The sequence below is a fragment of the Burkholderia sp. HI2500 genome, assembly GCF_002223055.1.
Lineage (GTDB): Bacteria > Pseudomonadota > Gammaproteobacteria > Burkholderiales > Burkholderiaceae > Burkholderia.
In genome coordinates, this window is record NZ_NKFL01000006.1 from 2,165,632 (window position 1) to 2,189,732 (window position 24,101).

At 69.2% G+C, this 24,101-nt stretch carries 23 protein-coding genes; 13 read left to right on the forward strand and 10 right to left on the reverse strand.

Going from position 1 to position 24,101, the window contains the following annotated elements; all coding sequences use genetic code 11:
• Positions 1–113: 113 nt before the first annotated feature.
• From CFB45_RS27390 to CFB45_RS27400, 3 genes are all read left to right on the forward strand, one after another.
• Positions 114–668 carry an arsenate reductase/protein-tyrosine-phosphatase family protein gene (locus tag CFB45_RS27390; protein ID WP_089428234.1) on the forward strand — a complete coding sequence of 185 codons (555 nt, stop codon included), beginning with the start codon at positions 114–116 and terminating at the stop codon, positions 666–668.
• A gap of 354 nt (positions 669–1,022) precedes the next feature.
• On the forward strand, positions 1,023–1,355 hold the full coding sequence (locus CFB45_RS27395) for a type II toxin-antitoxin system RelE/ParE family toxin (protein ID WP_048020341.1): 333 nt from the start codon (positions 1,023–1,025) through the stop codon (positions 1,353–1,355).
• Positions 1,352–1,681 (forward strand): helix-turn-helix domain-containing transcriptional regulator, encoded by a 330-nt coding sequence (locus tag CFB45_RS27400; RefSeq protein ID WP_039354565.1) that lies wholly within the window; start codon positions 1,352–1,354, stop codon positions 1,679–1,681. Before CFB45_RS27395 ends, CFB45_RS27400 begins: the two co-directional genes overlap by 4 nt.
• Before the next feature lie 16 nt (positions 1,682–1,697).
• Here CFB45_RS27400 and CFB45_RS27405 read toward each other — a convergent pair whose 3' ends face one another.
• Both CFB45_RS27405 and CFB45_RS27410 read right to left on the reverse strand, forming a co-directional pair.
• Complete coding sequence (locus CFB45_RS27405) at positions 1,698–3,716, reverse strand: VTT domain-containing protein (protein WP_089428235.1); 2,019 nt, start codon at positions 3,714–3,716, stop codon at positions 1,698–1,700.
• A 102-nt stretch (positions 3,717–3,818) separates the two neighbouring features.
• Positions 3,819–4,271, reverse strand: a complete 453-nt coding sequence (locus CFB45_RS27410; RefSeq protein ID WP_089428236.1) for a hypothetical protein — start codon at positions 4,269–4,271, stop codon at positions 3,819–3,821.
• 322 nt (positions 4,272–4,593) lie between these two features.
• Between CFB45_RS27410 and CFB45_RS27420 the strand changes: the two genes are divergently transcribed.
• Together CFB45_RS27420 and CFB45_RS27425 are read left to right on the forward strand one after the other, a co-directional pair.
• Entirely contained in the window at positions 4,594–5,238 is a 645-nt protein-coding gene (locus CFB45_RS27420; protein WP_089428238.1) for a response regulator, read from the forward strand.
• Positions 5,235–7,037 carry a sensor histidine kinase gene (locus tag CFB45_RS27425; RefSeq protein ID WP_089428239.1) on the forward strand — a complete coding sequence of 601 codons (1,803 nt, stop codon included), beginning with the start codon at positions 5,235–5,237 and terminating at the stop codon, positions 7,035–7,037. The genes CFB45_RS27420 and CFB45_RS27425 overlap by 4 nt, the downstream gene beginning before the upstream one ends.
• Before the next feature lie 66 nt (positions 7,038–7,103).
• On the opposite strand, the gene CFB45_RS27430 is transcribed toward CFB45_RS27425, so the two are convergent.
• Together CFB45_RS27430 and CFB45_RS27435 are read right to left on the reverse strand one after the other, a co-directional pair.
• Entirely contained in the window at positions 7,104–8,414 is a 1,311-nt protein-coding gene (locus CFB45_RS27430) for an MFS transporter (RefSeq protein WP_089428240.1), read from the reverse strand.
• A gap of 100 nt (positions 8,415–8,514) precedes the next feature.
• Positions 8,515–9,531: an ABC transporter substrate-binding protein gene (locus tag CFB45_RS27435; RefSeq protein ID WP_089428241.1), complete on the reverse strand. Its 1,017-nt coding sequence runs from the start codon at positions 9,529–9,531 to the stop codon at positions 8,515–8,517.
• A 280-nt stretch (positions 9,532–9,811) separates the two neighbouring features.
• Between CFB45_RS27435 and CFB45_RS27440 the strand changes: the two genes are divergently transcribed.
• Together CFB45_RS27440 and CFB45_RS27445 are read left to right on the forward strand one after the other, a co-directional pair.
• On the forward strand, positions 9,812–10,477 hold the full coding sequence (locus tag CFB45_RS27440; protein WP_069250848.1) for a response regulator transcription factor: 666 nt from the start codon (positions 9,812–9,814) through the stop codon (positions 10,475–10,477).
• Positions 10,464–11,885 (forward strand): sensor histidine kinase, encoded by a 1,422-nt coding sequence (locus CFB45_RS27445; protein WP_089428242.1) that lies wholly within the window; start codon positions 10,464–10,466, stop codon positions 11,883–11,885. Before CFB45_RS27440 ends, CFB45_RS27445 begins: the two co-directional genes overlap by 14 nt.
• Before the next feature lie 43 nt (positions 11,886–11,928).
• Here CFB45_RS27445 and CFB45_RS27450 read toward each other — a convergent pair whose 3' ends face one another.
• From CFB45_RS27450 to CFB45_RS27470, 5 genes are all read right to left on the reverse strand, one after another.
• Positions 11,929–12,375: a hypothetical protein gene (locus CFB45_RS27450; protein WP_089428243.1), complete on the reverse strand. Its 447-nt coding sequence runs from the start codon at positions 12,373–12,375 to the stop codon at positions 11,929–11,931.
• A 95-nt stretch (positions 12,376–12,470) separates the two neighbouring features.
• A complete protein-coding gene (locus CFB45_RS27455) occupies positions 12,471–13,235 on the reverse strand; it encodes an ABC transporter ATP-binding protein (protein WP_089428244.1) in 765 nt (254 codons plus the stop codon).
• The gene (locus tag CFB45_RS27460) at positions 13,232–14,089 is read right to left on the reverse strand and encodes an ABC transporter ATP-binding protein (protein ID WP_089428245.1); all 858 of its coding nucleotides are present in this window, start codon (positions 14,087–14,089) and stop codon (positions 13,232–13,234) included. The genes CFB45_RS27455 and CFB45_RS27460 overlap by 4 nt, the downstream gene beginning before the upstream one ends.
• 11 nt (positions 14,090–14,100) lie before the next feature.
• On the reverse strand, positions 14,101–15,912 hold the full coding sequence (locus CFB45_RS27465) for an ABC transporter permease (protein WP_089428246.1): 1,812 nt from the start codon (positions 15,910–15,912) through the stop codon (positions 14,101–14,103).
• Between the two features lie 40 nt (positions 15,913–15,952).
• A complete protein-coding gene (locus CFB45_RS27470) occupies positions 15,953–17,146 on the reverse strand; it encodes an ABC transporter substrate-binding protein (protein ID WP_089428247.1) in 1,194 nt (397 codons plus the stop codon).
• Between the two features lie 354 nt (positions 17,147–17,500).
• Here CFB45_RS27470 and CFB45_RS27480 point away from each other — a divergent pair, with 354 nt between their 5' ends.
• From CFB45_RS27480 to CFB45_RS27495, 4 genes are read left to right on the forward strand one after another with little or no spacing between them, the layout of a single operon-like run.
• Entirely contained in the window at positions 17,501–18,517 is a 1,017-nt protein-coding gene (locus tag CFB45_RS27480; protein WP_089428248.1) for a LysR family transcriptional regulator, read from the forward strand.
• Positions 18,514–19,944, forward strand: coding sequence for an NAD(P)-binding domain-containing protein (locus CFB45_RS27485; protein ID WP_089428249.1), 1,431 nt, complete (start codon positions 18,514–18,516; stop codon positions 19,942–19,944). Before CFB45_RS27480 ends, CFB45_RS27485 begins: the two co-directional genes overlap by 4 nt.
• Positions 19,945–19,989: 45 nt before the next feature.
• Positions 19,990–20,520, forward strand: a complete 531-nt coding sequence (locus CFB45_RS27490) for a CMD domain-containing protein (protein WP_089428250.1) — start codon at positions 19,990–19,992, stop codon at positions 20,518–20,520.
• Positions 20,517–21,110 carry a peroxidase-related enzyme gene (locus CFB45_RS27495; RefSeq protein WP_089428251.1) on the forward strand — a complete coding sequence of 198 codons (594 nt, stop codon included), beginning with the start codon at positions 20,517–20,519 and terminating at the stop codon, positions 21,108–21,110. Before CFB45_RS27490 ends, CFB45_RS27495 begins: the two co-directional genes overlap by 4 nt.
• A 45-nt stretch (positions 21,111–21,155) precedes the next feature.
• Here CFB45_RS27495 and CFB45_RS27500 read toward each other — a convergent pair whose 3' ends face one another.
• On the reverse strand, positions 21,156–21,587 hold the full coding sequence (locus tag CFB45_RS27500; protein ID WP_006479718.1) for an Lrp/AsnC family transcriptional regulator: 432 nt from the start codon (positions 21,585–21,587) through the stop codon (positions 21,156–21,158).
• A gap of 293 nt (positions 21,588–21,880) precedes the next feature.
• Here CFB45_RS27500 and CFB45_RS27505 point away from each other — a divergent pair, with 293 nt between their 5' ends.
• Positions 21,881–22,960 carry an ornithine cyclodeaminase gene (locus CFB45_RS27505; RefSeq protein ID WP_089428252.1) on the forward strand — a complete coding sequence of 360 codons (1,080 nt, stop codon included), beginning with the start codon at positions 21,881–21,883 and terminating at the stop codon, positions 22,958–22,960.
• Between the two features lie 59 nt (positions 22,961–23,019).
• Entirely contained in the window at positions 23,020–24,024 is a 1,005-nt protein-coding gene (gene ctlX / locus CFB45_RS27510) for a citrulline utilization hydrolase CtlX (RefSeq protein WP_089428253.1), read from the forward strand.
• The last annotated feature ends 77 nt before the right edge of the window (positions 24,025–24,101 follow it).

Here is a 24,101-nt window from a genome sequence, read left to right on the forward strand (position 1 = left end):
GCGACGTCGTCTTGCAAAAACCGGCCGTTTATTTTTTTCCGTCGCATGCGGCCGTCATGATCTCCCGCAGGCCCCGGCGCGCCGCCGGGGTTCCCCACCCTCGCGGAGACATCATGAAAAGAAGGCACACCCTCAACACGCTGGCCCTGCTCTGTTGCGTCGGCATCCAGTGCGCGACGTCGGCGTTCGCCGACGAGCCGAAGAAGGTCGCGTTCGTCGACACCGGCAACACCGGGCGCAGCGTGATGGCCGAAGCGATCGCCGGCCAGTTGATCGCGCAACGCCACGCGCACATCGCGGTGATTTCACGTGCGGTCGACGAAGATCCGTATGACGAAAAGCCCGAAGAAAACGGCGTGATCCTGATGAAGCGCCGCGGCATCGACACGTCCGCGCACCGTTCGGTGCAGTTGAACGCCAACGACATCAAGCATTCCGATGTAATCCTGACGATGACCGACAAACACAAGGAGAAGGTGCTCGCGCTCTATCCGTCGGCCGCCGGCAAGGTGTTCACGCTGGCCGAGTATGCGTCCGGGAAGCACGTCGACGTGCCCGATGCGTGGGGCAAGCCGATCGATTTCTACGAATCGGTCACCACGCAGCTCGACACGTACATCCCGGCGGCGCTCGACAAGATCGCGACTGCCGCGCCGGCGAAGCCGTAATGTCAGGAGGCCTGTCGGCTCGCCAGGCGCGACGCGCCGGCACCGACAGGTGTGCTGTTCACGTTGTTCCCCCCGACACCCCACCCACCTCGCGTGCCCGTCACCGGGCCGTTGACTTTGGCCATCCGGCCGAATCGTCACCCTGCGCACCGGATGAAAGAATGATCTTCGTCCGGGAAGCCGGCTTCGCGGCCTGACATCCCGCACTTCGAAGGCATCGTATGCGCAGCAACGCGCATGCGGTGTCGTGTGTCGCCCCGACTCGGCAATGCGCGCACGCCCCGCGCGCACCACCCGGCAGCTCGCACGACCCCGCCATTTACCCTACTCCCTTTTTGTAGCTTATAAGTTACAATGCTCTCCAAGTTCGAACTTCTTCGCTACCAGCGCGACGATGGCCGCGAGCCCTTCACCGAATGGTTGAACGCCGTGCGCGACAAGCTTGCGCAGGCACGGATTCGCGAACGCCTGCGCCGCGTGCAGACAGGCAACTTCGGCGATTGCGAGCCCGTCGGCGAAGGCGTGATCGAACTGCGCGTCCACGTCGGCGCCGGCTATCGCGTGTATTTCGGGCGGTACGGCGGCGCACTGGTGCTGTTGCTTTCAGGTGGCGACAAAAGCAGTCAACCCGACGACATCAGGCGCGCAAAGGAACACTGGTCGAACTGGAAACGGAGGCAAACATGACCAAGCTCAAAGGTGCGGTATCGCACCATGACGCGGAAGTCGCCGAACTCGGCGCCGACCGCGAACTCGCGGTGGCCTATCTGCGCGTCGCGATGGAGTCGCTCGACGATCCCGACAACCGCGCGGCCGGCCTGCTCGCGCTGCGTACGGTCGCGGAAGCGTACGGCGGGCTCGGCGCCGTCGCGGCCGAAGCCGGCATCAGCCGCGAATCGCTGTATCGCACGCTGTCCCCAAACGGCAACCCGACACTGAAAACCCTGCTCGCGGTGCTCAAGACCGTCGGCCTGCGCCTGTCCGTCGTCCCTGCACAGCCGGTGCACGCATAAGCGGCACACCGCCCGCTCACGGCCGCACCATCCACACCAGCAGCATCTCCGCCGGCGCGTTAGCCATCCCCGCCGGCGGATGCTCGATCGCCGGCTCGACCGACAGCGCCTTCGCCATCGTCGCCGCATCGTCGATCGTCGTCGTGCGCACGATCGTCATCAGTCGCGCCGGCCGGTGCAGCGTCTCGCGATACAGCGCGCCGTACCACAGCGGCCGCATGCCGAGCGCGTCCTGCAGCACGTACGGATAACGCCACAGCCGCAGCACGAGGCGGCTTTCCGGCTGCCCCGGATCGACGCGCACGAACACGCGGCGCGTGCTTTCGCCGTGCGTGTAGCGCGGCAGCACCGGCAGCGCCTCGGCCGGCGCCTGCGGCAGCAGCCAGCGCAGCGCGGTGGCCGGCGACCACGGCGCCGCGCGCTGCCAGCCGGCCTGCGCGAGATGCCGGTCGAGCGTGTCCGACGTCGCACTCCATTGCAGCGGCAGATATTCCTCGCGGTCGCCGCCGATCTCGGTGCGCCGCACCGGCACGCGCTGCCACCCGCCGCGCAGCCACTGGTCGACGGTCATCGCGACCACGTCGCCGACATGCGGGCGCGCCGCGCGGTCGAGCTGCCATTGCGCGGGAACCGTCCATACGCCGGCCGTCGCGAGCACCACCGTCACCGCGACGAGCCCGCCCCTCGGCTGCACGTGCTCGCGTATGCGCCAGTATGCATAGGCGCCGGCCAGCAACGCGAACCAGGCGAGCCCGAGACTCCAGCCGCCCAGCAGGCCCGACAGCCACGTGTCGCCCACATACAGCCGCGCGAAGCCGCCGAGCACGATCCACAACACCACCGCCGTCACGACCGGAATCCGCCACCGCGCGGGCCGGTCGCGCGCGAGCACCCAGCCGAGGCCGCTGCTCGCGAGAATCGCGAACGCCGCTTCGGCATCGGGCAGCGGCACGTGCGGCGCACCGGGCGGCAAGCTCGCGGGCGTCGCGCCGGGTATGCCCGCGCCGAACACCGGCCCGAGCACGACGGCGACGCCGACCGTCACGAGCCACCACGCGGCCGTCAGCCAGCAGCGATGGATCATCAGCCAGACGAGAAACGCGGCCGCGACGATCAGCCCCGTGTCGTGCCCGTGCAGCACGGCAAGCGCGCGCATCGTGGCGTCCACCGGCGGTGTGCGCAGGTTCTGCAGGAACGCATACAGCGCGATGTCCGCGTGCATCAGCGGATCGTTCGCGACGACATCCTGCACGAGGCCCGCGAACAGCCACACGCAGCCGATGAACAGCAGCGCGAGCACGGGCACCGCGCCGGGCAGGCCGCGCACATATGCAATCGCGTCGTGCAGCCGTGCACCGAAGCGCGGCCAGCGCCGCGCGCAGGCGTGCAAGCCGTCGACGAGCGCACGGCGCAACAGCGGCCAGCCGCGCCGCAACGAGACGCGCACGCCGATCCACACGAGGGCGACGAGCGCCGCGACGACCAGCAGGATCACGGCGACCCGCACGCTGATCGCCGCGGCCAGCGCGGCCGACGCGCCGAACAGGATGCCCGGCGCGACGTGCACGGGCGCCCAGATGAGCGCCGAGACGACGTTGACCGGATAGAACGACCGGCGCGGCAGCGTCGCGCAGCCGACCACGACCGGCACGACCGCGCGCACCGGCGCAAGAAAACGCGCAAGCACGATGCTCTTCATGCCATGGCGCAGCACGAACTCCTCGCCGCGCGCGAAGGCGGCCGCATAGCCGAAGCGCGCCCATGCGTTGCGGATCACGCCGCGGTAGTGCCGCCCGAGTTCATAGCTGATCCCGTCGCCGATCACGGCGCCGACCGCCGCGACACCGATGGTCGTCCAGGCGTCGAGCGCACCCGCGCCGATCAGCGCACCGGCCGCGAACATCACGGCGCCGGCCGGCACGACCGTGCCGATCAGCGCGATCGCCTCGGCGCAGGCCGCCATGAACACGATCGCGAGCACGAGCAGCGGATGTGCGCCGATCGCGCCGATCCACGCGTGGATCGTATCGCTCATCGCACGCGCCTCGGCGGAGCGACCCGGTGTGCGGACACCGGGCCGGTGATGGCATGGGGAATATTCATCGGGCGGTGCGCGCGGTCGCGCCGGCGGGGCGGGTCAATCGAACTCGTGCTGCCGCGCGTCGGCCTCGAGCGGCGCGTCGTGGTAGCCGACCGTCGCGATCTCCTGCAGATAGCGCACGAGAAACGCGCCGATCGAGCCGGCAGCCTCGTACTGATGCACGTGGCGGAATTCGTGGGTCAGCAGGCGGCGCGTGTCCTGCCCGCGCAGCACGTACACCGCATGGCCAAGCGTGAGCCCGATCGTCCCCGGCGCCAGGAGCCCCGAGTCGCGGGCGATCGCGGCCAGCGACGGCACCTCGGGGAACGGCATGCGGTCGACGATCACCACGCGGATCCGCTCGGGCTGCGCGACGCCCACCGTGCGCGCGTCGTCGGCTTGCTCGGACGTCAGCGGCGCCCCCTGCGCGATCCCGCGCGCCGCCTCGGCTTCCGCCCATGCAACGGCAGCGGGCAGTGCGGACGGCAGGATATCGGCAAGATCGATCATCGCGGGGCTCCTCGGGGGGTTGTAGTGGCATCGGGCACCAGTTTAGTCCCGAATCGGAACGGTTCGCGGGGTAGCGCGCGACACGACGCGCCGCCTCTTCACCGTCTCAATAATAATCAGGGAATACCCTTATTTCCGCCGGCTCCGCCGCCTGCCTTTTCCCTGGGATTGTTTCGTTTCAGTACACATTCCACGTTCGGCTATCTCGAAAATTTCCCGGATGTGTACCGTTTTCGGATTCGGCGGAATATATTGATCAGAAGAACAGCCGCGGCGACACCCGGACAGCAGGGCGCGGCGTCATCCCGAAGAGGATCGCTAGATGATCAGGGTAATTCTGGCTGACGATCACGCAGTCATGCGGGACGGACTGCGTTACATCCTGGAAACGGCCGGCGGTTTCGAAATCGTCGGCGAGGCGAGCGACGGCTCGGCCACGCTTGCGCTGGTCGAGCGCGGTGCCGCCGACGTGCTGCTGCTCGACCTGTCGATGCCCGCGCCGACCGGCATCGAGCTGATCCGGCTGGTGAAACGCCACGCGCCGTCGCTGCGCACGCTGGTGCTGACGATGCATGCGGAGGCGCAGTACGCGGCGCGCGCGTTCAAGGCCGGCGCGACCGGCTACCTGACGAAGGACAGCGCGACCGCCGAGCTCGTCGAGGCGGTCGGCAAGGTGGCCGCGGGCGGCGTCTACGTGAGCCCGTCGGCGGCCGAGAGCCTCGCGCTCACGCTGCGCACGCCGGCCGCCGCGCTGCCGCACGAACGGCTGTCCGCGCGCGAGCTCGACGTGATGCGCCGCATCGTCGCCGGCCAGACCGTCACGCAGATCGCGACCGAACTCGCGCTCAGCGCAAAGACGGTCAGCACCTACAAGACCCGGATCCTCGAGAAGATGGAGCTGCCGCACGAAGCCGCGCTGGTCCGCTACGCGGTGCGCCACGAACTCGACCCCGGCGGCGACGCATGACCGCCGCCTTCCGCTTCCCGCCCTCATCCCGGCCCTCGCCCGCGGACGACGACGACCCGGACGCGTCGCGCCTGTTCATGTCGTCGCTGCCGCCGGGCCGGCGCGAGCGGCGGCTCGCGCTCGCGACCGTCCTCATCTCCGCCGTGATCTTCGCCGCGCTTGCACCGTTCGCGGGCAGGCCGCTTGCGCCGGGCTGGGCGTTCATTCCCGTGTACCAGTCGGCGATCGTCGTCAACGACATGGTGACCGCCGGCCTGCTGCTCGGCCAGTACGCGATCCTGCGCCAGCGGCCGCTGCTCGTGCTCGCGGGCGGCTACCTGTTCACGGGTTTCATGGCCGGCACCCACATGCTGACCTTTCCCGGACTGTTCGCACCGACCGGCCTGCTCGGCGGCGGCGACCAGACCACCGCCTGGCTATACCTGTTCTGGCACGGCGGCTTTCCGCTGGCGGTCGCCACTTACGCGCTGCTGCGCGCGAAGTCGCGTGCGCCGGGCCCGATTCCGGCCCCGCAGCGCCGCGCGGCGATTCCCGTCGTGCTGTGCATCGCGGCCGCGGTCGGCGCGACGGTCGCGCTCGCGCTGCTCGCGACGGCCGGCCACGACCTGCTGCCGCGCATCATGAACGGCAACCGGATGGCCGCGACGATGACGAACGCGATCACGATCGTCTGGGGGCTGAACCTGGTCGCGCTGATGCTGATGTGGCGGCGGCGGCGGCGCCATTCCGTGCTCGACCTGTGGGTGATGACGGTGCTCGTCGCGTGGCTGTTCGACATCGCGCTGTCGTCGATGCTGAATCACGGGCGCTACGACCTCGGCTTCTACGCGGGGCGCGCGTACGGCCTCGTCGCGTCCGGCGTCGTGCTGTTCGCGATGCTGTTCGAGAACGGCCGGCTGCATGCGCAGACGGTGCGCGCGCTGGCCGGCGCGCGCTACCAGCATCTGCTCGTCGCGCAGAAGAGCGCGCAGCTGAACGACGCGAACGAACGGCTCGAACAACGCGTCGCCGCGCGCACCGCGCAACTGAGCGCGTCCAACCGCGACCTGCGACGCGAAGTCGAGGACCGCGTGCGTGCCGAGCGGGCGCTGCAGGCGTCGCGCGAGGAGCTGCGCGAGATCGCCGCGATCAGCGCGAGCGCACGCGAAGCCGAGCAGCGCCGCATCGCACGCGAGCTGCACGACGAACTCGCGCAGACGCTCGCGACGCTGAAGAACGATCTCGAATGGCTGATCGACCGCGTGCCGCAGGACGATGCGCAGCTGGCGCGCAAGATCGCGGCGATGCACGCGCTGGCGCGCGGCGCGGTGGCCGCGACGCGCCGCATCGCGTCGGACCTGCGCCCGCTGATGCTCGACGATCTCGGCTTCGCCGCGGCGATGCAGTGGCTCGTGGAGGATTTCCGGCACCGTCACGGTATCGAGTGCACGCTGCACGTCGAGCCTCCCGAGCTGCAGCTCGACGAGCCTTACGCGACGGCGGTGTTTCGCATCGCGCAGGAAGCGCTCGCGAACGTCGCGCGGCACGCGGCCGCGTCGCATGCGACAGTCGAACTCGTGCATGCGAGCAACGCGATCGAGCTGACGATTCGCGACGACGGCGCGGGGTTCGATCCCGGCGTGCCGCGCAAGTCGGGATCGTTCGGGCTGGTCGGGTTACGCGAGCGCGCGTATCTCGTCGGCGGCACGCTGCGGATCGCGACGACGCTCGGCGAAGGGACGACGGTCGAGGTGGAGATTCCGCTGGCGCCTGCGCAGGTGACGGTCGCGCATGGTGGGGTTGGGGCGCCGCGGGGGTAGGTTCCCGGCGACGGCGGTGGTGCGTTCGTCGGGAACCCGTTGATGATGCGATAACGCCGCGTACCCTCACGCGCGCGCCGCCACCATCCCCCGCTCCGAGCGCGTCCACGCGACCAGCGCGCCGATCCCGAGCAGTGCGAGACACACGATCGGCACGATCATCGGGCCGAACGCGGTGCCCGTCACCTTGCCGGCAAACGGCATCAGGTTCTGGCTGAAGAAGCCGCCGAGGTTGCCGATCGAGTTGATCGCCGCGACGCTCGCCGCCGCCCGCGCGCCGGTGAAGTAACGCGGCGGCATCGACCAGAAGCACGGATACAGCAGCGGGATGCATGCGCCACCGAGCACCAGCGCGATGAAGCGCAGCGGCGTCGACGGCAGCACGAGGCTCAGCAGGAAGCCGAGCGCACCGAGCGCCGCGACGATCGCGATCGTGCGCAGGATGCTCTTCGCGCGGCGCAGCTTCGCCGGCAGCCACAACAGCAGCAGCACCGCGAGCGCCCACGGCAGCATGCTCAGGAAGCCGTTCATGCTGCTCGACACGCCGAACGATTTCACGAGCGTCGGCAGCCAGTACGTGGCGCCGTACAGCGACGTCGACATCAGCATGTAGGTCGCCGCGAACAGCATCACGCGCGGATCGAGCAGCGCCTTCCACGGCTGCCCATGCTCGGCCTTCGCCGGCTTCTCGCGTTCGAGCGCGGCCTCGACGATCTGCTTCTCGCGGTCGTCGAGGAAACGTGCGTCGCGCACCGACGCGGGCAGCACGCGGAACACGACGACCGCGACGATCACCGCCGGGATGCCCGTCGCCACGAACACCCACTGCCAGCCCGCCAGCCCCCACACGCCGTTCAGGCTCAGCAGCACGCCGCCGACCAGCGAGCCGAGCATGTTCGCGAGCGCGCTGCCGAGCGTGAAGATGCCGAGCACCTTCGCGCGGTAGCTCTGCGGGAACCACAGCGTCAGGTAGTAGATCACGCCCGGATAGAAGCCGGCCTCGGCGATACCGAGCACGAAGCGCAGCCCGCAGAATGCGGGCATCGACGTCGTGAAGCCCATCAGCACGGTGATGAGCCCCCACGTCAGCATGATCCGCGCGAGCCACACGCGTGCGCCGTAGCGATGCAGCGCGAGCGTGCTCGGCACCTCGAACAGCAGGTAGCCGATGAAGAACAGCGACGACGCGAGCCCGAACGCGGCCTCCGTCATCCCGAGGCTGTGCACCATCTGCAGCTTCGCGAAGCCGACGTTCTGCCGGTCGATGAACGCGATCAGGAACATCACGACGAGGATGGGCAGCAGGCGCCGCGCCATCTTCGACATGATGCGCTGCTCTTCGGCGGACGCGGGGTCCAGGGTTTCGGTGGCGTTCACTTGAGGCTCCTTGCGTGAAGCGGTTGCATAGTGGTTGAATCGGCGCTGCGCGCGACAAGCGCGCGGGCGCGGGGCATTTCGATGAAAGGGCGCGGCGGCATCAACCCGATCGATAGTCGTCGAGCATCGGCGCGAACATCTCGTGCCACGCCCGCGGCTTCGCCTTGATCGTGCCGGCGAGGTACAGGAATTCGACGTAGTCCATCAGCTGGTTCGGCAGCACCGAGAAGCGCGTGTCCGGCGCGGCGAGCATCCGGATCACGTCGTCGTGCGACACGCCGACACCCGACGACGCCGCATAGAGCGCGGCCGCCGCGCGCGGGTCCTGCGCGATCAGGCGGTTCGCTTCGTCGAGCGCGCCGAGAAACGCGCTGGCCAGCGCCGGCTCCGTATCGGCGAGCCGCTTCGGTGCGAACACGACGTCGAGCGTCAGCGGGCCGAGCACGTCGACCGAATTCACGACGCGGTGGATACCCGGCTGCCGCAGCTCGAGCGTCGAGAACGGCGGCGACGTGAAGTGCGCGGTGACGCCGTTCTCGCGGCGGATCAGCGCCTGCATCGCCTGCGGATGCGGCAGGTTCACGGTGATCGAATCGAGCTGCGCGAAATGCGTCGGGCCGAGCTGCCGGCTCGCGACCATCTGCAGCACCACCGCCGACAACGACGTGCGGATGCCCGGCACCGCGATCCGGTCGGCCGGCGTGAAGTCGCGCAGCGACACGAGCCCCGGCCGGTTCGCGTTCAGCGACAGCGACGTGGTCGACAGCCCGCTGATGCCGATCACCTCGACGTTCGGAATGCCGCGCGCCCGCGCCCACAGCTCGATGAAACCCGGTGCGCCGGCGCCGGCGAAATCGAGCGTGCCGGCCATCATCGCGTCGTTGACGGAATTGCCGCCGTCGAGCAGCACCCAGTCGACCGCGACGTCGCGCACACCGTGGCGCGCCGCGTGCCGCTCGAACAGCCGCTGCTTCTCCATCACGAGCAGCGGCAGGTACAGCACGCCATAGCCTTTGGAAATCCGCACTGTGCGCGGCTTCGCGCGCACGAGCGCAGGCGCGGCGAGCACGCCGAGGCCGGCGGCGATCAACGCGCGGCGGCGCGGCGACGTCGTCATGCGCCGGCCTTCCCTGCACGAGCGGCACGAGCGGCACGAGCGGCAAACGCCAGGCGGCTGGGGCCCGCGTCGCCGCACCGGCGAGCACCGGCCGGCGACGCGCTGCACCGCGCGTTCGTCGCACCCGTTTGCTGCTGCATGTTGCCGTCTCCTGTGGTTCTGGTATTAATGGCCGTCCTTGCAACGTCCGGCTCGACACAGGTTATCGACCGAGTCTGAGAAAATGCTGACATCCCGGCCCCGGGAAAACCCCTAACCCACCCACCTGCGAAACGGCACCATGCGCATTCTCGTCGTGGAGGACGATGCCGAAATCGGCGCGGCGATCCGCAGCCGCCTGGCGCGGCTTGGCCACGCCGTCGATCTCGAAACCGACGGCGCGACCGCGCACGGGCTGCTGCGCGTCGAGCGCTTCGACCTCGTCGTGCTCGACGCGAACCTGCCCGGCATGGACGGCTTCACGGTGCTGCGCCACCTGCGCGCATCGGGCAGCACGACGCCCGTGCTGCTCGTCACCGCGCGCTCGGCGATCGACGACCGCGTAAGCGGCCTCGGCCTCGGCGCCGACGACTACCTGGTGAAGCCGTTCGACTACCGCGAGCTCGATGCGCGCGTGCAGGCGCTCCTGCGCCGCAACAGCGGCCACGCGAACGACGTGCTGACGCTCGGCGGCCTCGTGATCGACCGCAGCAGCCGTCTCGCGGAACTCGACGGCCAGCCGCTGTCGCTGTCGCGCCAGGAATTCGCGCTGCTCGAGATCCTTGCCAGCCGCCCGCAGCGGATCTTCTCGAAGGACGAACTGCTGAACCAGCTGTTCAGCTTCGGCAACGAGCCGACCACGAACGCGGTCGAGCAATACGTGACCCGCGTGCGCAAGAAGCTGCAGGGCAGCTCGGTCGAGATCCGCACCGCGCGCGGGATGGGGTATCAGATTGCGGCGCACTGACTGGTTCCCGAAGACGCTGTTCGGGCGCACGCTGCTCTTCATCGCGCTCGTCGTCGCGACCGGCGCGCTCGCGCTCGCGGCGATCGCCCGCTACTACGCGGGCGTCGCGGCCGAACGCGCGTACGACCAGTTGCTTGCGGGCGCATCGATCCAGGTCGCGGAAAACCTCTACGTGCAGGGCGGCGTGCTCGCGCTGAATCCGCCGGTGGCCGCGCTGTCGACGCTGTCGCGCTACGACCTCGTCTACTACAAGGTGGTCGATTCGCGCGGCATCGTCGTGGCCGGCTACAACGATCTCGCGAGCCCCGCGACGCTCGCCGCCGCGAAACAGGGCCCCGCGTTCGCGAACGGCCTGTACCAGGGGCACCGGATCCGCACCGCGACCATCGCGCGCTACATGCCCGAGGAAAGCACGCCGGGCTGGGCGCTCGTGACGGTCGCGCAAACCACCAACGCGCGCCAGCAGCTCACGAACGACATGAGCATCAAGGTGTGGACGCTGATCCTGCTGATGAGCGTGCTCGCGATCGGCGCGAGCGGCCTCGCGATCCGGCGAGGCCTGCGTCCGCTCGCGCAGATCGGCACGATCATCGCCTCGCGCGACCCGGCCGACCTGCGGCCAGTGGCCGTCGACACGCCGAGCGAGATCGACGCGATCATCGGGTCGATCAACGGGCTGATCCACCGTCTCGCCGAGCGGATCAACGCGATGCAGCGCTTCATCGCCGATGCCGCGCATCAGATGCGCACGCCGCTCGCGCGACTCGACGCGCAGATCGAGCTGCTCGACGGCGAAGCCGATCCCGCGCGTCACGCAGCGCGGCTCGATGCGCTGCGTGCGACCTCGTCGGACGTCGGCCGGCTCACCGGCCAGCTGCTCAATCATGCGATGGTGATTCATCGCACCGAGGCCGTGCCGCTGCAACCGGTCGAACTTGTCGCGCTCGCGAAGGACGTGCTCGGCCGCGCGATTCCGCTCGCGGGCGAGCGCGATGTCGCCGTCGCGTTCGCGAGCGACGCGCCGCTCGCGTGGATCGACGGCGACGCGATCAGCCTGCAGGAAGCGCTGTCGAACGTGCTGCACAACGCGCTGCTGCACGGTCATGCGGACGACATCGTCGTCTCGGTCGCGACGCAGGGCAACGCGGACGATGCGGTGACGCTGACCGTCACCGACAACGGCCGCGGGATTCCGCGCGAGCACTGGGATGCCGCGCTGCAACCGTTCGTGCGGATCGCACCGGACGGCAGCGAGCGGCGCACGGGGTCGGGCCTCGGGCTCGCGATCGTGCAGGAAGTGATGAAGGCGCACGGCGGGCGTGTCGGGTTTGCATTTCCCGAGGCGGGCGGGTTTGCGGTGGTGCTGACGTTTCCGCGCGCGGCGGGAAGCGGCGAAAAGAAGGCATGAACCGACGGACCCGGGCCGGTTCATGCACGCGCGCGACATGTACTCAATCGTCGCTGTCGTCATCGAAGCGGTTGCGCTCCGCATGCCGCGCGACCAGCCGGTCCAGCTCGTCGTACTGACGATCGCAGAACAGCCGGCACAACGTATCGACATCCGCGCGCGTGTCGACGTCGATCGTATCGACATGCTGCTCCAGCTTGCCCTTGCCGATCCCGAACAGCCCCTTTTTCATCCGCATCGAGACGGCATTCAGCTGGAAGCCGTCCGCATGCGCATCGCGCAGCGCGGTCACCCACAACTCCCGCTGATCGTCGGCATGCTGCAGCACGAGGGCCGGCAACGGGCCCTCCTGCGTGTCGTCCCATTCGGCATGCTGCGCCGCCCACGGGAACGCGTCGAACGCCTGCGTGAACGACGGATAATCCGTCGCGCCCTGCGGATCCAGTTGCTCGAATGCGTAGCCGACTTTCTGAACGGAATAGGTCAACATGGTGCGGCGCTCCCGGTGGCGGTGATGGCGACTGAGCGCCAATCTACCTGACAATCCGGCGCGCATCGCCGTTTTTTGCCCCGCCACCCCGCCCGCTACGCCGCCACCGCCTCCCCGCCGAGATACGCATCGCGCACACGCTCGTCGTCGAGCAGCGCCTTCGCGGCCCCTTCGAGCACGACGCGCCCCGTCTGCAGCACATACCCGTAGTGCGCGATCTCCAGCGCGAGGCTCGCGTTCTGCTCGACCATGAACACGGTCACGCCCTGCCGGTTGATCGCGTCGATCAGTTCGAGCACTTTGTCGACGTAGAGCGGCGACAGCCCCATCGTCGGCTCGTCCATGCAGATCAGCTTCGGCCGCGCCATCAGCGCGCGCGCCATCGCGAGCATCTGCTGCTCGCCGCCCGACAGCGTGCCCGCGCGCTGCGTCAGCCGCTCGCGCACACGCGGAAACAGGTCGAGCACGCGCTCGTAGTCCTCCGCCACCGCCGCACGGTCGCCACGCGTGTACGCGCCCATCAGCAGGTTCTCGCGCACGCTCATGTCGCCGAACAGCCGCCGCGCCTCGGGCACGGCCGCGATCCCGCGCCGCACGCGCTGCGGCGTGGCGAGCGCCGTCACGTCGTCGCCGTCGAAGCGCACGACGCCGCGGCGCGGCCGCATCAGCCCGAGGATCAGCTTCATCGTCGTCGACTTGCCGCTCGCGTTGCCGCCGAGCAGGCTGACGATCTGCCCGCGGCCCACTTCGAAGTTCACGTCGAAATGCACCTGCACCGGCCCGTAGAACGTGTCCAGGTGTTTGAGTTTCAGCAGCGCGTCGGTCATGGTCGTGTCGGGTCCGGAAGAAAGGGCCGTCATGCGGCCGCCTGTGCCGTGCGGTCGGCCGGCGCGCCGCCCGCATGCCGGCGGCCGAGGTACGCCTCGATCACGCGTGGATCGTGCCGCACGTCGCGCGGCGCGCCTTCGGCGATCTTCACGCCGTTGTCGAGCACCATCACGCGGTCGGATACGCGCATCACGAGTTCGAGCTTGTGCTCGATCAGCAGGATCGTCAGGCCGCGCGCCTTCAGCGACTGGATCAGTTGCAGCATCTCGGCCGTCTCCGTCTCGTTCATCCCGGCCGTCGGCTCGTCAAGCAGCAGCAGGCGCGGATGCAGCGCGAGCGCGCGGCCGATCTCCACGCGCCGTCGGTTCGCATACGACAGGCTGTGCGCCGGATGATCGATGCGCGGCGTCAACCGCTCGCCGAACCCGGCGACGATCGCGCGTGCCTCGTCGCGCAGCGCGGCTTCCTCGCGCCGCACCGATGCGGGCCGCACGAGCGCGCGCAGCACCTCGGCCGCGGCACCCAGCGCGGGCCAGCCCGGCCGGGCCGCGCGCAGCCGCGCATGCGCACCGATCAGCACGTTGTCGAGCACGCTCAGGTTGCCGAACACGCGGCCGTGCTGGAACGTGCGCGCGATGCCGAGCGTCGCGAGGCGTTCGGGCGCGGTGCCCGTGATGTCGCGGCCGTCGAACGTCACGCGGCCGGCATCGGGCCGGTCGGCGCCCGCGATCAGGTTGAACAGCGTCGACTTGCCCGCGCCGTTCGGCCCGATCACGCTCAGCAGTTCGCCTTCGGCGAGTGACAGGCTCGCGCCGTCGAGCGCGGTCACGCCGTCGAAGCGGCGCGTCAGACCCTGCACGTCGAGCAGGGGTTGATGGTTGGTCATCGCGTTCCTCCTCACACCGTGCCGAGCAGGCCCTGCGGCCGGAACCGGACGAGCAGCAACAGCACGAGGCCGTAGATCAGCATCCGGTAGTCGGCCGCCCAGCGGAACAGCTCGGGCAGCCCGATCAGCGCGATCGCACCGGCGATGCCGCCGAGCACGTTGCCGAGCCCGCCGAGGATCACCATCGTCAGCGCGAGGATCGACACCTGCGAATCGAAGGTCTGGTGATTGATGTAGCTGTACAGGTGCGCGGCGATCCCGCCGCTCACGCCGGCCGCAACGCCGCCGACCGCGAACGCGATTGCCTTGTAGCGGTTCGGTGCGATGCCGTGCGCACGCGCGGCGACGTCGTCCTCGCGCACCGCGCGCAGCGTGCGGCCGAGATGCGAGCGCAGCAGCCGCACCTGCACGAGCGCGAACACGACGAGCACCGCGAACGTGAACCAGTACGCGGCACGCGCGGTCGTCGCCCACGGCAGCGGCGCGATGCCGGTGATGCCGAGCGGGCCGCGCGTGAGGCCGTCCCAGTTCAGGATCACGAGGCTCACCACTTCGCCGATGCCGAGCGTCGCGATCGACACGTAGTGCCCGCGCAGCCGGAACGCCGGATACACGAGCAGCGTGCCGAGCACGGCGGTGATCACGCCCGCGCACGGAATCGTCACGGCCGGCGACCAGCCGAGATCCGACGACAGCAGCGCCGACGCATACGCGCCGATCACGAGCAGCGCCGCGTGGCCAAGCGAGATCTGCCCGACCGTGCCCGCCACCAGCGTGAGACTCAACGCGAGCAGCCCGTACAGCCACGCGTTGGTCAGCGTCTGCAGCACGTACGGCGACGCGCCGAGCCACGGCAGCACGGCCGCCGCCACGATCAGCGCGACGAGTACCGGACGCGGCACGCGCACGGCCTTCGCGGCCGCGAGGAAGGTGCCCGTCATCGGCTCGGGCGGCAGCGCGCGGTTCGCGCTGAACAGCCCGTTCGGCCGCCACACGAGGAACACGATCAGCAGCCCGAACGCGAACAGGTCGCGATAGCTGGTGCCGAACAGCGCGACGCCGTAGCTTTCGACGAGACCGAGCAGCAGGCTGCCCGCGATCGCGCCCGGCACGTTGCCGAGCCCGCCGATCAGTAGCGCGACCACGCCCTTCAGCGTGGCCTGGAAGCCCATCGCCGGATCGATGCTGTTGTAGTACATGCCGACCAGCAGCCCGCTCACGCCGCCGAGCGCGCACGCGATCGCGAACACGGTCTGGTTCACGCGGTCGACGTCGACACCCATCTGCAGCGCCGCGTCGCGATCCTGCGCGGTCGCGCGCACGGCCCAGCCGAGCCGTGTGAAGCGCAGGAAGCCGTACAACAGCGCGGCCGCCGCGATACCGATGCCCGCGATCAGCAGGTCGAGCGAGCCCAGCGTCGCGCCGGCGATCCGCACGTGCCAGTCGGGCAGCGGCGTCGGCACCGCGCGCGGGTCGGCGCCGAACGCGAGCTGCGCGAGCTGGTCGAGGATGAAGCTGATGCCGATCGTCGCGAGCAGCGGTGCGATGCGTGCCGCGTGACGCAGCGGCCGCAGCCCGATCCGCTCGATCGCGATGCCGAGCGTGCCGCAGCCGACGACGACCGCCGCCAGTGCGACCGGCAGCGGCAGCCCGAAGCGCGTCAGGCACAGCCAGCCGATGAACGCGCCGACCATGTAGACCGAGCCGTGCGCGAAGTTGATCAGGTGCGACACGCCGAAAATCAGCGCGAGCCCGACCGCGAGCAGCGCGTAGATGTTGCCGACGATGAGGCCGTTGAGCGTGTAGTCGAGCCAGGAAGCCATCACGATGCGTCCGTTACATGCATGCTGTTCAGCGCCGGGTTCAACGCGCGGCGAGCTGCGGTTTCGCGCCGTCCCACAGCGCCCACTGCCCCTGCTTCACGACCAGATACACGGTCCGTGCGCCCGCGACGCGGCGCGTCTGCGGATCGAAGCGCACCTTGCCGAAGATCACGCTCGGCACGTCGCTGATTTTCGCGAAGCCGTCGTGCGCGGCCTGGCGCGTCGTGCCGTAGCGGCGCAGCACTTCCGCCGACAGGATCAGCGCATCGTATGCACGCGCGACGAACGAATCGGGATCGGCGTGGAATTTCGCGCGATAGCGCTGCACGAACGCCTGCACCTCGGGGCGCGGTTCGGCCGGGAAGAAGTTCGATTCGGTATAGACGCCGTCGACGGCCGTGCCGCCCAGTTCGAGGAACTTCGGCGAGTACACCGAACCAACCGCCGCGATCGGCAGCGTGAGCCCCGATGTGCGCGCCTGGCGCACGATCTGCGCACCGTCCGCGTAGTAAGAGATCAGCACGATCGAATCGGGCTTCGATTCGCCGATGCGCACGAGCGTCGAGCGGAAATCCTTCTCCGTCGGCTGATAGCCTTCGGCCGCGACGACCTGCGCGCCGAGCCCGGCCACCGCCTTCGCGAAGATGTCCTTGCTGGTGCGGCCCCAGTCAGTGTTCAGGTACAGCACCGCGATCCGCTTGAAGCCGAGCTCCTTCACCGCGTAGCGCGCGAGCAGCGGCTGCTCCTCGGCCTGGCTCAGCGCGGTGCTCCACAGATAGTCGCCGCCCTTCGTGAAGTCCGGATGCGAGTTCGTGAAGCCGAACTGGATCAGCTGCCCGCGCTGGTAGATCGGCGATGCGGCCATCGACGTCGCGCTGGAGAAGTCGCCCAGCTCGATCGCGATGCGCGGATCGGCGACGAACTTCTGCGCGATCGCCACCGCCTGGCGCGGGTCGCTGCGGCTGTCCTGGAAGTCGACTGCGAGCGGACGGCCGTGAATGCCGCCGCTGCCGTTGATCTCGTCGAGCGCGAGGTCGAAGCCGCGCTTCCATTGTTCGCCGTACTGCGCGTCCTGGCCCGTGAGCGGGCCGCTCACGCCGATCACCACCGGCTCGCCCGACACGCCCGCCGCGAGCGCGCCGCCCGTCGACAAGCCCCATGCGGCAGCGAGCGCCGCCACCGTGCCCAGCACGCGCCGCCATGCGCCGCGTGCGTCGTTCCCCGAAACGTTCATGCGTCCCCCAGCTTCAGTCAGTCGAAAAGAGTGAGGGCATGTAACCACCCGGTTCAGGACGATCCAACGAAGTTTTGCGCATATCGATATCGTGCGCGGCGCGAAGGAGTGATGCCGGCGAGCGGCCATCCGCACTCCCCGCCTCGCGCGATGTATCGGCATGCAACGCATCGCGTTGATTCGATTGGCGTTTCGTTCACGGCGCCGATCGCAACCCACGCTCGGGCACGCACCACCGGCCGTCGCAACGATCGTGCCCTTCGCAGTTTTCGCGCTGTCGATAGCAAAAATCATTATATGAATCTCGCATGCTCACACTTCTACAATGCGCAAATCGCATCATCGGAAGGTGTCATGGAGCTGCATCAACTCGAAGCCTTTTCCGCAGTCATGTCGGCCGGCAGCGTGACCGGCGCGGGCGAACTGCTCGGCCGTTCGCAGCCGGCCGTCACGCGGCAGATCCAGGAGCTCGAAGCCGATCTCGGCTACGCGCTGTTCGACCGGCACGGCCCGCGCGTCACGCCGACGCGGCGCGCATTCCTGCTCTACGAGGAAGTCGAACGCTCGCTGGTCGGCCTGCGCGCGATCGAGGCGCGCGCCCGGGCACTCGGCGATGAAAGCGCCGAGCCCGTGCGCATCGCGGCCACACCTTCGCTCGCGGCCACGCTCGTGCCGGCCGCGCTCGCCGTGCTGCCCGACGGCGCGCAGGCGCCCCACTACCAGTTGCGCAGCGAATCGGCCGAGCATGTCGTGCACGAGGTGCTGGCCGGCACGGCCGATGTCGGCGTCGTCACGCTGCCGATGGCGCACGCGGGGCTCGACGTGCACTGGATCGCGCAGACGCCGTGCGTGGCCGTGCTGCCGGCCGGCGACCCGCTCGCGGCGCAGCCGCGCATCGCGCTGCGCGACCTCGCGCGCCGCCGCATCGTGACGGTCGCGAACCGCCACCGGTTGCGCCAGCGGATCGATGCGGCATTCGCGGCCGCGCGGGTCGATGCACGCGTGTTCATCGAAACCAACGCGTCGCTGAATGCGGTGATGGCCGCGCGCGCGGGCATCGGGATCGGCATCGTCGATCCGGCCACGGGCGTGGCACTGCCGGTGGAGGGCGTCGTCGCGCGCCCGCTCGACGTCGACATCCCGTTCGCGTTCGGCGTCGCGACGCCCGCCGGCAAGGCACGCACGTCAGCGGTCGATGCGCTGCTCGACGCGTTGCACCGTACGACGCGCGCGCTGCTCGACGACGTGATCTTCCACGATGCCGCCGCGCACGACGCGCTGCTGCGCGGCGACCGGCTGCGCGCCGAGCGCGCGCCGCGTGGGGCAACCCGCACGACGCGTGCACGCCGGACCCGCCCGGAGGCCGCATGACAACGACCGATCCATTGCAGGCACTCGAAGCCCGGCTCGCGCAAGACCTGCGCTGGCTCGACCTGCCCGCACCGTCGTGGGTGCCGCCGCGCGAGGCCGACGGCACACGCGTGCTCGACGCCGCGATCGTCGGCGGCGGCATGGCCGGGCTCGCGGCGTCCGCCGAACTGCGCCTGCTCGGCATCGACAACCAGTGCGTGATCGACCGCGCGCCGGCCGGCTACGAAGGCCCGTGGGTCACGTTCGCGCGGATGGACACGCTGCGCTCGCCGAAGCAGCTCGCGGGCCCCGCGCTCGGCCTGCCCGCGCTGACGTTCCGCGCGTGGTTCGAAGCGCAATACGGCCGCGACGCGTGGGACGCGCTCTACAAGATTCCGCGCACGCAATGGATGGACTACCTGCGCTGGTACCGGCGCGTGCTCGACCTGCAGGTGCGCAACGACACCACGCTCGTCGCGCTGCGCCCGCGCGACGACGGCCTGCTCGCGCTCGACGTGCGCAGCAACGGTGAAGCGCAGACGCTGCTCGCGCGGCACGTGGTGCTCGCCACCGGCCGCGACGGGCTCGGCGGCCCGTACGTACCGCCCGTCGCGCAACGCGCGCCGCGCACGCGCTGGGCCCATTCGTCCGAGCCGATCGATTTCGCGGCGCTCGCGGGCAAGCGCATCGGCGTGGTCGGCGCGGGCGCGTCCGCGTTCGACAATGCGGGCACCGCGCTCGAAGCCGGCGCCGCGCGCGTCGACCTGTTCTTCCGCCGCACGGACATTCCGCGCATCAACAAGCTGACGGGCATCGGCAGCCCGGGGCTCGTGCATGGCTACGCCGATCTCGACGACGCGACGAAATGGCGCTTCATGCACTACGCGCTGACGTCGCAGACGCCGCCGCCGCGCGACAGCGTGCTGCGCGTGTCGCGTCACGAACAGGCGCACTTTCATGCGGGCAGCCCGATCGAGACGCTCGCGGAACATGCGGACGGCCTCGACGTGACGACGCCGCGCGGACGCTACACGGTCGACTTCCTGATCTTCGCGACCGGTTTTCATTCGGACTGGACGACGCGCGCGGAATTCGCGTCGTTCGGCGCGCAGGTGCGGCGCTGGAAGGATCGCTATCGACCGGAGCCGGGCACGTGGATCGACGAGCTCGCCGAATCGCCCGACCTCGGCCCCGCGTTCGCGTTCCAGGAGCGCGAGCCCGGCGCATGTGCGGCCATCACGCGAATTCACTGCTTCAACCATGCAGCGAGCCTGAGCCACGGCAAGCTGTCCGGCGATATCCCGGCCATCAGCGCGGGCGCCAGGCGGCTCGCGCGCGGGATCGCGAGCCGGCTGTTCGACGCGGACCGCGATCGCCACTACGACGCGCTCGTCGCGTATGCAAACGCCGAACTGCAAGGCGACGAATGGCGCGACGCCGACGCATGAGCGCGCATTCATCGATCACATTGACGACGAAGGGAACCCGAAACGATGACTGAATCCATCACGCCGGCCGATGCGCCGGACACGATCGATGCGGTGGCCGGCCTGCGCGATGGCGACGCCGTCGCCGCGCTGCGTCGCGCACGCGACAAGGTGCTGCTCCATACGCGGCTGAGCGAAGCGGCGCTGTTCGATCCCGCGTTGCCCGATCTTTCGTTGATCGAACGACTGCACGCGGCGCGGTATGTCGCAGAAAAATCGAACGCTCGCGTGCTGGCCGACACCTATCGCGCACGACTGATCGACGCAGGCGGCACGCTCGACGATATCGCACGTGCGGACGCTGATGCATTCGACACCTTGCCCCGCCGCATCGGCGCGATCGTCGCGCATGCACGCCTGCTGACGCGCGCGCCGGTCGATGCACGTCCGTCCGATCTCGACGCGCTGAAGTCGGCCGGACTCACGACGCCCGCGATCGTCGCGCTGTCGCAGCTCGTCGCGTTCGTCGCGTATCAGTTGCGCGTCGCGGTGGCCGCGCAGGCGCTTCAGGCACGTGCCGCAGCGGAGGCCGCATGACGACGACCACGCACGGCTTCACGTCCGACACGCTCGGCTGGCGTGCCTGGCTCGACACCGTCTCGCTCGATGCCGCGACACCCGACCAGCTGGCCGTGCTCGAAGCGAGTCACCCGCAAGCGAAGACGTCCGACTATTACCTGCTGCTCGTCCATCTTCCCGAGATCCTGCGGCAACGCTCGGGCGTATTCAACGCGATCATGTACGGCCCCGGCGGACTGTCGCGCGCGGAGCGCGAACTGGCGAGCACGGCCGTGTCGCGCGTGAACGGCTGCGTGTACTGCGCGTCCGTGCATGCGCAGCGCTTTACCCAGCTCGCGAAGCGCACCGACGCGATCGAGCAGGTGTTCGACGCTCCGGCGACGGCCGGCACGACGGCGCGCGAACGCGCGATCATTCGCTATGCGATCGCGCTGACGGAGCGGCCCGATACGGTCGACGCGGGCGATATCGCCGCGCTGGAAGCCGAAGGGCTGACACATGAGGAGATTCTCGACCTGTCGCACGCGGTCGCGATCTTCGCGTGGGCGAACCGGTTGATGCTGACGCTAGGTGAGCCGGTATTTCCGGAATCGGCGACCAGCGCCTGACGCCTGAGCAAACCTGAGCGCTGACGCAGGCGCCGCCTGCCCGCGTCACGCCTTGTGCGTCGACAGCAAAATACTCGTCTCGGTATTCGCGATCCCGTCGATCAGCCGGATCGCGCCGAGCACGCGATCGAAGTGCTCGAGCGAATCGGCATGCAGCTCGGCGACGAGATCCCAGCGCCCGTTGGTGCTGTGGATCGACGCGACGTTCGGATGCCCGCGCAGCACCTTCACCACTTCCGCGCCGCGATTGCCTTGCACGGCGATCGACATCAGCGCGCGGATCCGGTGCCGTTCGGCCGCCGGCTTGAGCCGCACCGTATAGCCGACGATCACGCCGTTCTTCTCCAGCCGCGTCAGCCGGTTCTGCACGGTCGCGCGCGCGACGCGCAATTCCTTCGCCAGCGCGACGACGGGCAGTCGCGCGTTGTCGCGCAGCAGCGCGATGAGCTGCCGGTCGACGTCGTCGAGCGTGATCATGAACGGGCCTTCCTGTTGAACGTGAACCGGCCGCCAGCGTGCCGGAGCCTTTGCATTCCGACCAGGCAATTTAATCAAATTGCCATATCTGGCCAGCAATTTGCCAAGTCTATCGATAAATCTGCCACTTTTGCCGTCTTTTTGTTGGCTCGACTCGCGGAAATAATGGCTCTATCGACCGGCCGACCCGCCGCGCCGCTGCTGTTCCAGGAAGCCCGGATGCGCGCCGAAGCCCCGCCCGGTCGATCAGAACGCCGGGCACCCGTACCGGCCACGAATATGGAGACAGACGTATGACCCGCTTCCTCGACGTTCCCGCCACCGCCCGACTGATCGCCCAAACCGGCGTCACGACGTTCCTCCGCGAGCTCGTCGACACGCTGCGCGCCGATTACCTGCACTGGGCCGACTTCGACAAGTCGCCGCGCGTCGCGTGCCACTCGCGCGACGGCGTGATCGAACTGATGCCCGTCGCGAACGCGTCGCTGTTCGCGTTCAAGTACGTGAACGGCCACCCCGTCAATGCCGCGCGCGGGATGCACACGGTGATGGCGTTCGGCGCGCTCGCCGAAGTCGATACCGGCTACCCGCTGCTGCTCGCCGAACTCACGCTGACCACCGCGCTGCGCACGGCCGCCACGTCGGTGCTCGCCGCGCAAGCCCTCGCCCGCCCTGATTCGCGCACGATGGCGCTGATCGGCAACGGCGCGCAGAGCGAATTCCAGGCGATCGCGTTCCACACGCTGCTCGGCATCGACGAAATCCGCGTGTTCGACGTCGATCCTCATGCGACCGACAAGCTCGTGCAGAACCTCGCCGCCTACCCCGCGTTGCGCGTGGTGCGCGCCGCGTCGACCGCCGACGCCGTGTGCGGCGCCGACATCGTGACGACCGTCACCGCCGACAAGGCATACGCGACGATCGTCACGGCCGACATGATCGAGCCCGGCATGCACCTGAACGCGGTGGGCGGCGATTGCCCGGGCAAGACCGAACTCGAGGCCGGCGTGCTGCATGCGGGCCGCGTGTTCGTCGAATTCGAGCCGCAGTCGCGCATCGAGGGCGAGATCCAGCAGATGCCGGCCGACTTCCCCGTCACCGAGCTGTGGCGCGTGCTGCAGGGCGAGACGACCGGCCGCGAACGCGCGGACGAAGTCACGGTGTTCGACTCGGTCGGCTTCGCGCTCGAGGATTACTCGGCGTTGCGCTACCTGTATGCGCTCGCGCAGCAGCACAACGCGGGCGTCGAGATCGCGCTGATTCCGCCGGCCGTCGACCCGAAGAACCTGTTCGCGCTGATCGACGACCCGGCCGCGATCGCGCAGGGCCACGCGGCATACGTGACCGAAGCCGTCGCCGCGTTCGCGCGCTGACGGTCATCCCCGGGCGGCCCGTGCGCCGCCCGGCCCCTTGCCTTTCGCTCCTGCCTTCCATGAATCTCGTATCGATCCAGGCGCCGGCCGCCGTCGTGATGATCCGGCCGCACCGCTTCCTGCCGAACCCGCAGACCGCGGCCGACAACGCGTTCCAGCGCACGGCCGGCGGCGACGGCGCGCACGGCGCGGCATCCGTGTCGGCCGCCGCGCGCGACGAAGTCACGGCCGCCGCGCGGACGCTCGCCGATGCGGGCGTGCGCGTGCACGTGTTCGACGACCACGGCGAGCGCGACACGCCCGACTCCGTGTTCCCGAACAACTGGTTCTCGACGCATCCGGGCGGCCACGTCGCGCTCTTTCCGATGTTCAGCCCGAACCGGCGCCGTGAGCGGCGCGCGGACGTGATCGAGATGCTGAAGGCCGAGTACCGCGTGCAGGACGTGATCGACTACTCGGGCCTCGAATACGACGACGTGTTCCTCGAAGGCACCGGCGCGCTGGTGCTCGACCACGTCGCTCGGATCGCGTACACCGCGCGTTCGCGCCGCGCCGATCCGGTCGCGCTCGAACGCTTCTGCACGCACTTCAATTTCGAGCCGATCTGCTTCGATACGGCCGATGCCGACGGGCGGCCGATCTATCACACGAACGTGATGATGAGCGTCGCGACCGAGTTCGCGATGGTCGGCCTCGAACTCATTGCCGACCGCCGTCGTCGTGACGAGATCGCACAGCGTCTCGCCGAAACGGGCCGCACGGTGATCGCGCTCGATGCCTCGCAGATCGCGAATTTCGCGGGCAATACGCTGGAATTGTCGGGCAAGGAAGGGCGTGTGCTCGCGCTGTCGCGGCGTGCGTACGACTGCCTCACGCCGGTGCAGCGCGCGACGATCGAGCGTTCGGCACGGCTGCTGCCGCTCGACGTGCCGACGATCGAACTGGCCGGCGGCTCGGTGCGCTGCATGCTGGCGGGGATTCATCTGGCGCGGCGGGCGGTGGCGCCGAACGTGATGGCCGTGGAATCGGCCGCATCGTCATGCGAGACGACGCCACAGATGTGATCGGCGCGCTCACAACGCACAAACGGCTGCCGATGCAATGCAACGGCAGCCGTTTGCGTATTCGAAGGACGTTGAAT

Bases quoted from the DNA above. Each gene is read 5' to 3' on its own strand.
- CFB45_RS27390 (WP_089428234.1), top strand. From the start codon at position 114: ATGAAAAGAAGGCACACCCTCAACACGCTGGCCCTGCTCTGTTGCGTC.
- CFB45_RS27485 (WP_089428249.1), top strand. From the start codon at position 18,514: ATGACAACGACCGATCCATTGCAGGCACTCGAAGCCCGGCTCGCGCAA.
- CFB45_RS27455 (WP_089428244.1), bottom strand. From the start codon at position 13,235: ATGACGGCCCTTTCTTCCGGACCCGACACGACCATGACCGACGCGCTG.
- CFB45_RS27440 (WP_069250848.1), top strand. From the start codon at position 9,812: ATGCGCATTCTCGTCGTGGAGGACGATGCCGAAATCGGCGCGGCGATC.
- CFB45_RS27405 (WP_089428235.1), bottom strand. From the start codon at position 3,716: ATGAGCGATACGATCCACGCGTGGATCGGCGCGATCGGCGCACATCCG.
- CFB45_RS27505 (WP_089428252.1), top strand. From the start codon at position 21,881: ATGACCCGCTTCCTCGACGTTCCCGCCACCGCCCGACTGATCGCCCAA.
- CFB45_RS27400 (WP_039354565.1), top strand. From the start codon at position 1,352: ATGACCAAGCTCAAAGGTGCGGTATCGCACCATGACGCGGAAGTCGCC.
- CFB45_RS27470 (WP_089428247.1), bottom strand. From the start codon at position 17,146: ATGAACGTTTCGGGGAACGACGCACGCGGCGCATGGCGGCGCGTGCTG.
- CFB45_RS27495 (WP_089428251.1), top strand. From the start codon at position 20,517: ATGACGACGACCACGCACGGCTTCACGTCCGACACGCTCGGCTGGCGT.
- CFB45_RS27500 (WP_006479718.1), bottom strand. From the start codon at position 21,587: ATGATCACGCTCGACGACGTCGACCGGCAGCTCATCGCGCTGCTGCGC.
- CFB45_RS27410 (WP_089428236.1), bottom strand. From the start codon at position 4,271: ATGATCGATCTTGCCGATATCCTGCCGTCCGCACTGCCCGCTGCCGTT.
- CFB45_RS27450 (WP_089428243.1), bottom strand. From the start codon at position 12,375: ATGTTGACCTATTCCGTTCAGAAAGTCGGCTACGCATTCGAGCAACTG.
- CFB45_RS27395 (WP_048020341.1), top strand. From the start codon at position 1,023: ATGCTCTCCAAGTTCGAACTTCTTCGCTACCAGCGCGACGATGGCCGC.
- CFB45_RS27420 (WP_089428238.1), top strand. From the start codon at position 4,594: ATGATCAGGGTAATTCTGGCTGACGATCACGCAGTCATGCGGGACGGA.
- CFB45_RS27490 (WP_089428250.1), top strand. From the start codon at position 19,990: ATGACTGAATCCATCACGCCGGCCGATGCGCCGGACACGATCGATGCG.
- CFB45_RS27480 (WP_089428248.1), top strand. From the start codon at position 17,501: ATGGAGCTGCATCAACTCGAAGCCTTTTCCGCAGTCATGTCGGCCGGC.
- CFB45_RS27435 (WP_089428241.1), bottom strand. From the start codon at position 9,531: ATGACGACGTCGCCGCGCCGCCGCGCGTTGATCGCCGCCGGCCTCGGC.
- CFB45_RS27460 (WP_089428245.1), bottom strand. From the start codon at position 14,089: ATGACCAACCATCAACCCCTGCTCGACGTGCAGGGTCTGACGCGCCGC.
- ctlX (WP_089428253.1), top strand. From the start codon at position 23,020: ATGAATCTCGTATCGATCCAGGCGCCGGCCGCCGTCGTGATGATCCGG.
- CFB45_RS27465 (WP_089428246.1), bottom strand. From the start codon at position 15,912: ATGGCTTCCTGGCTCGACTACACGCTCAACGGCCTCATCGTCGGCAAC.
- CFB45_RS27425 (WP_089428239.1), top strand. From the start codon at position 5,235: ATGACCGCCGCCTTCCGCTTCCCGCCCTCATCCCGGCCCTCGCCCGCG.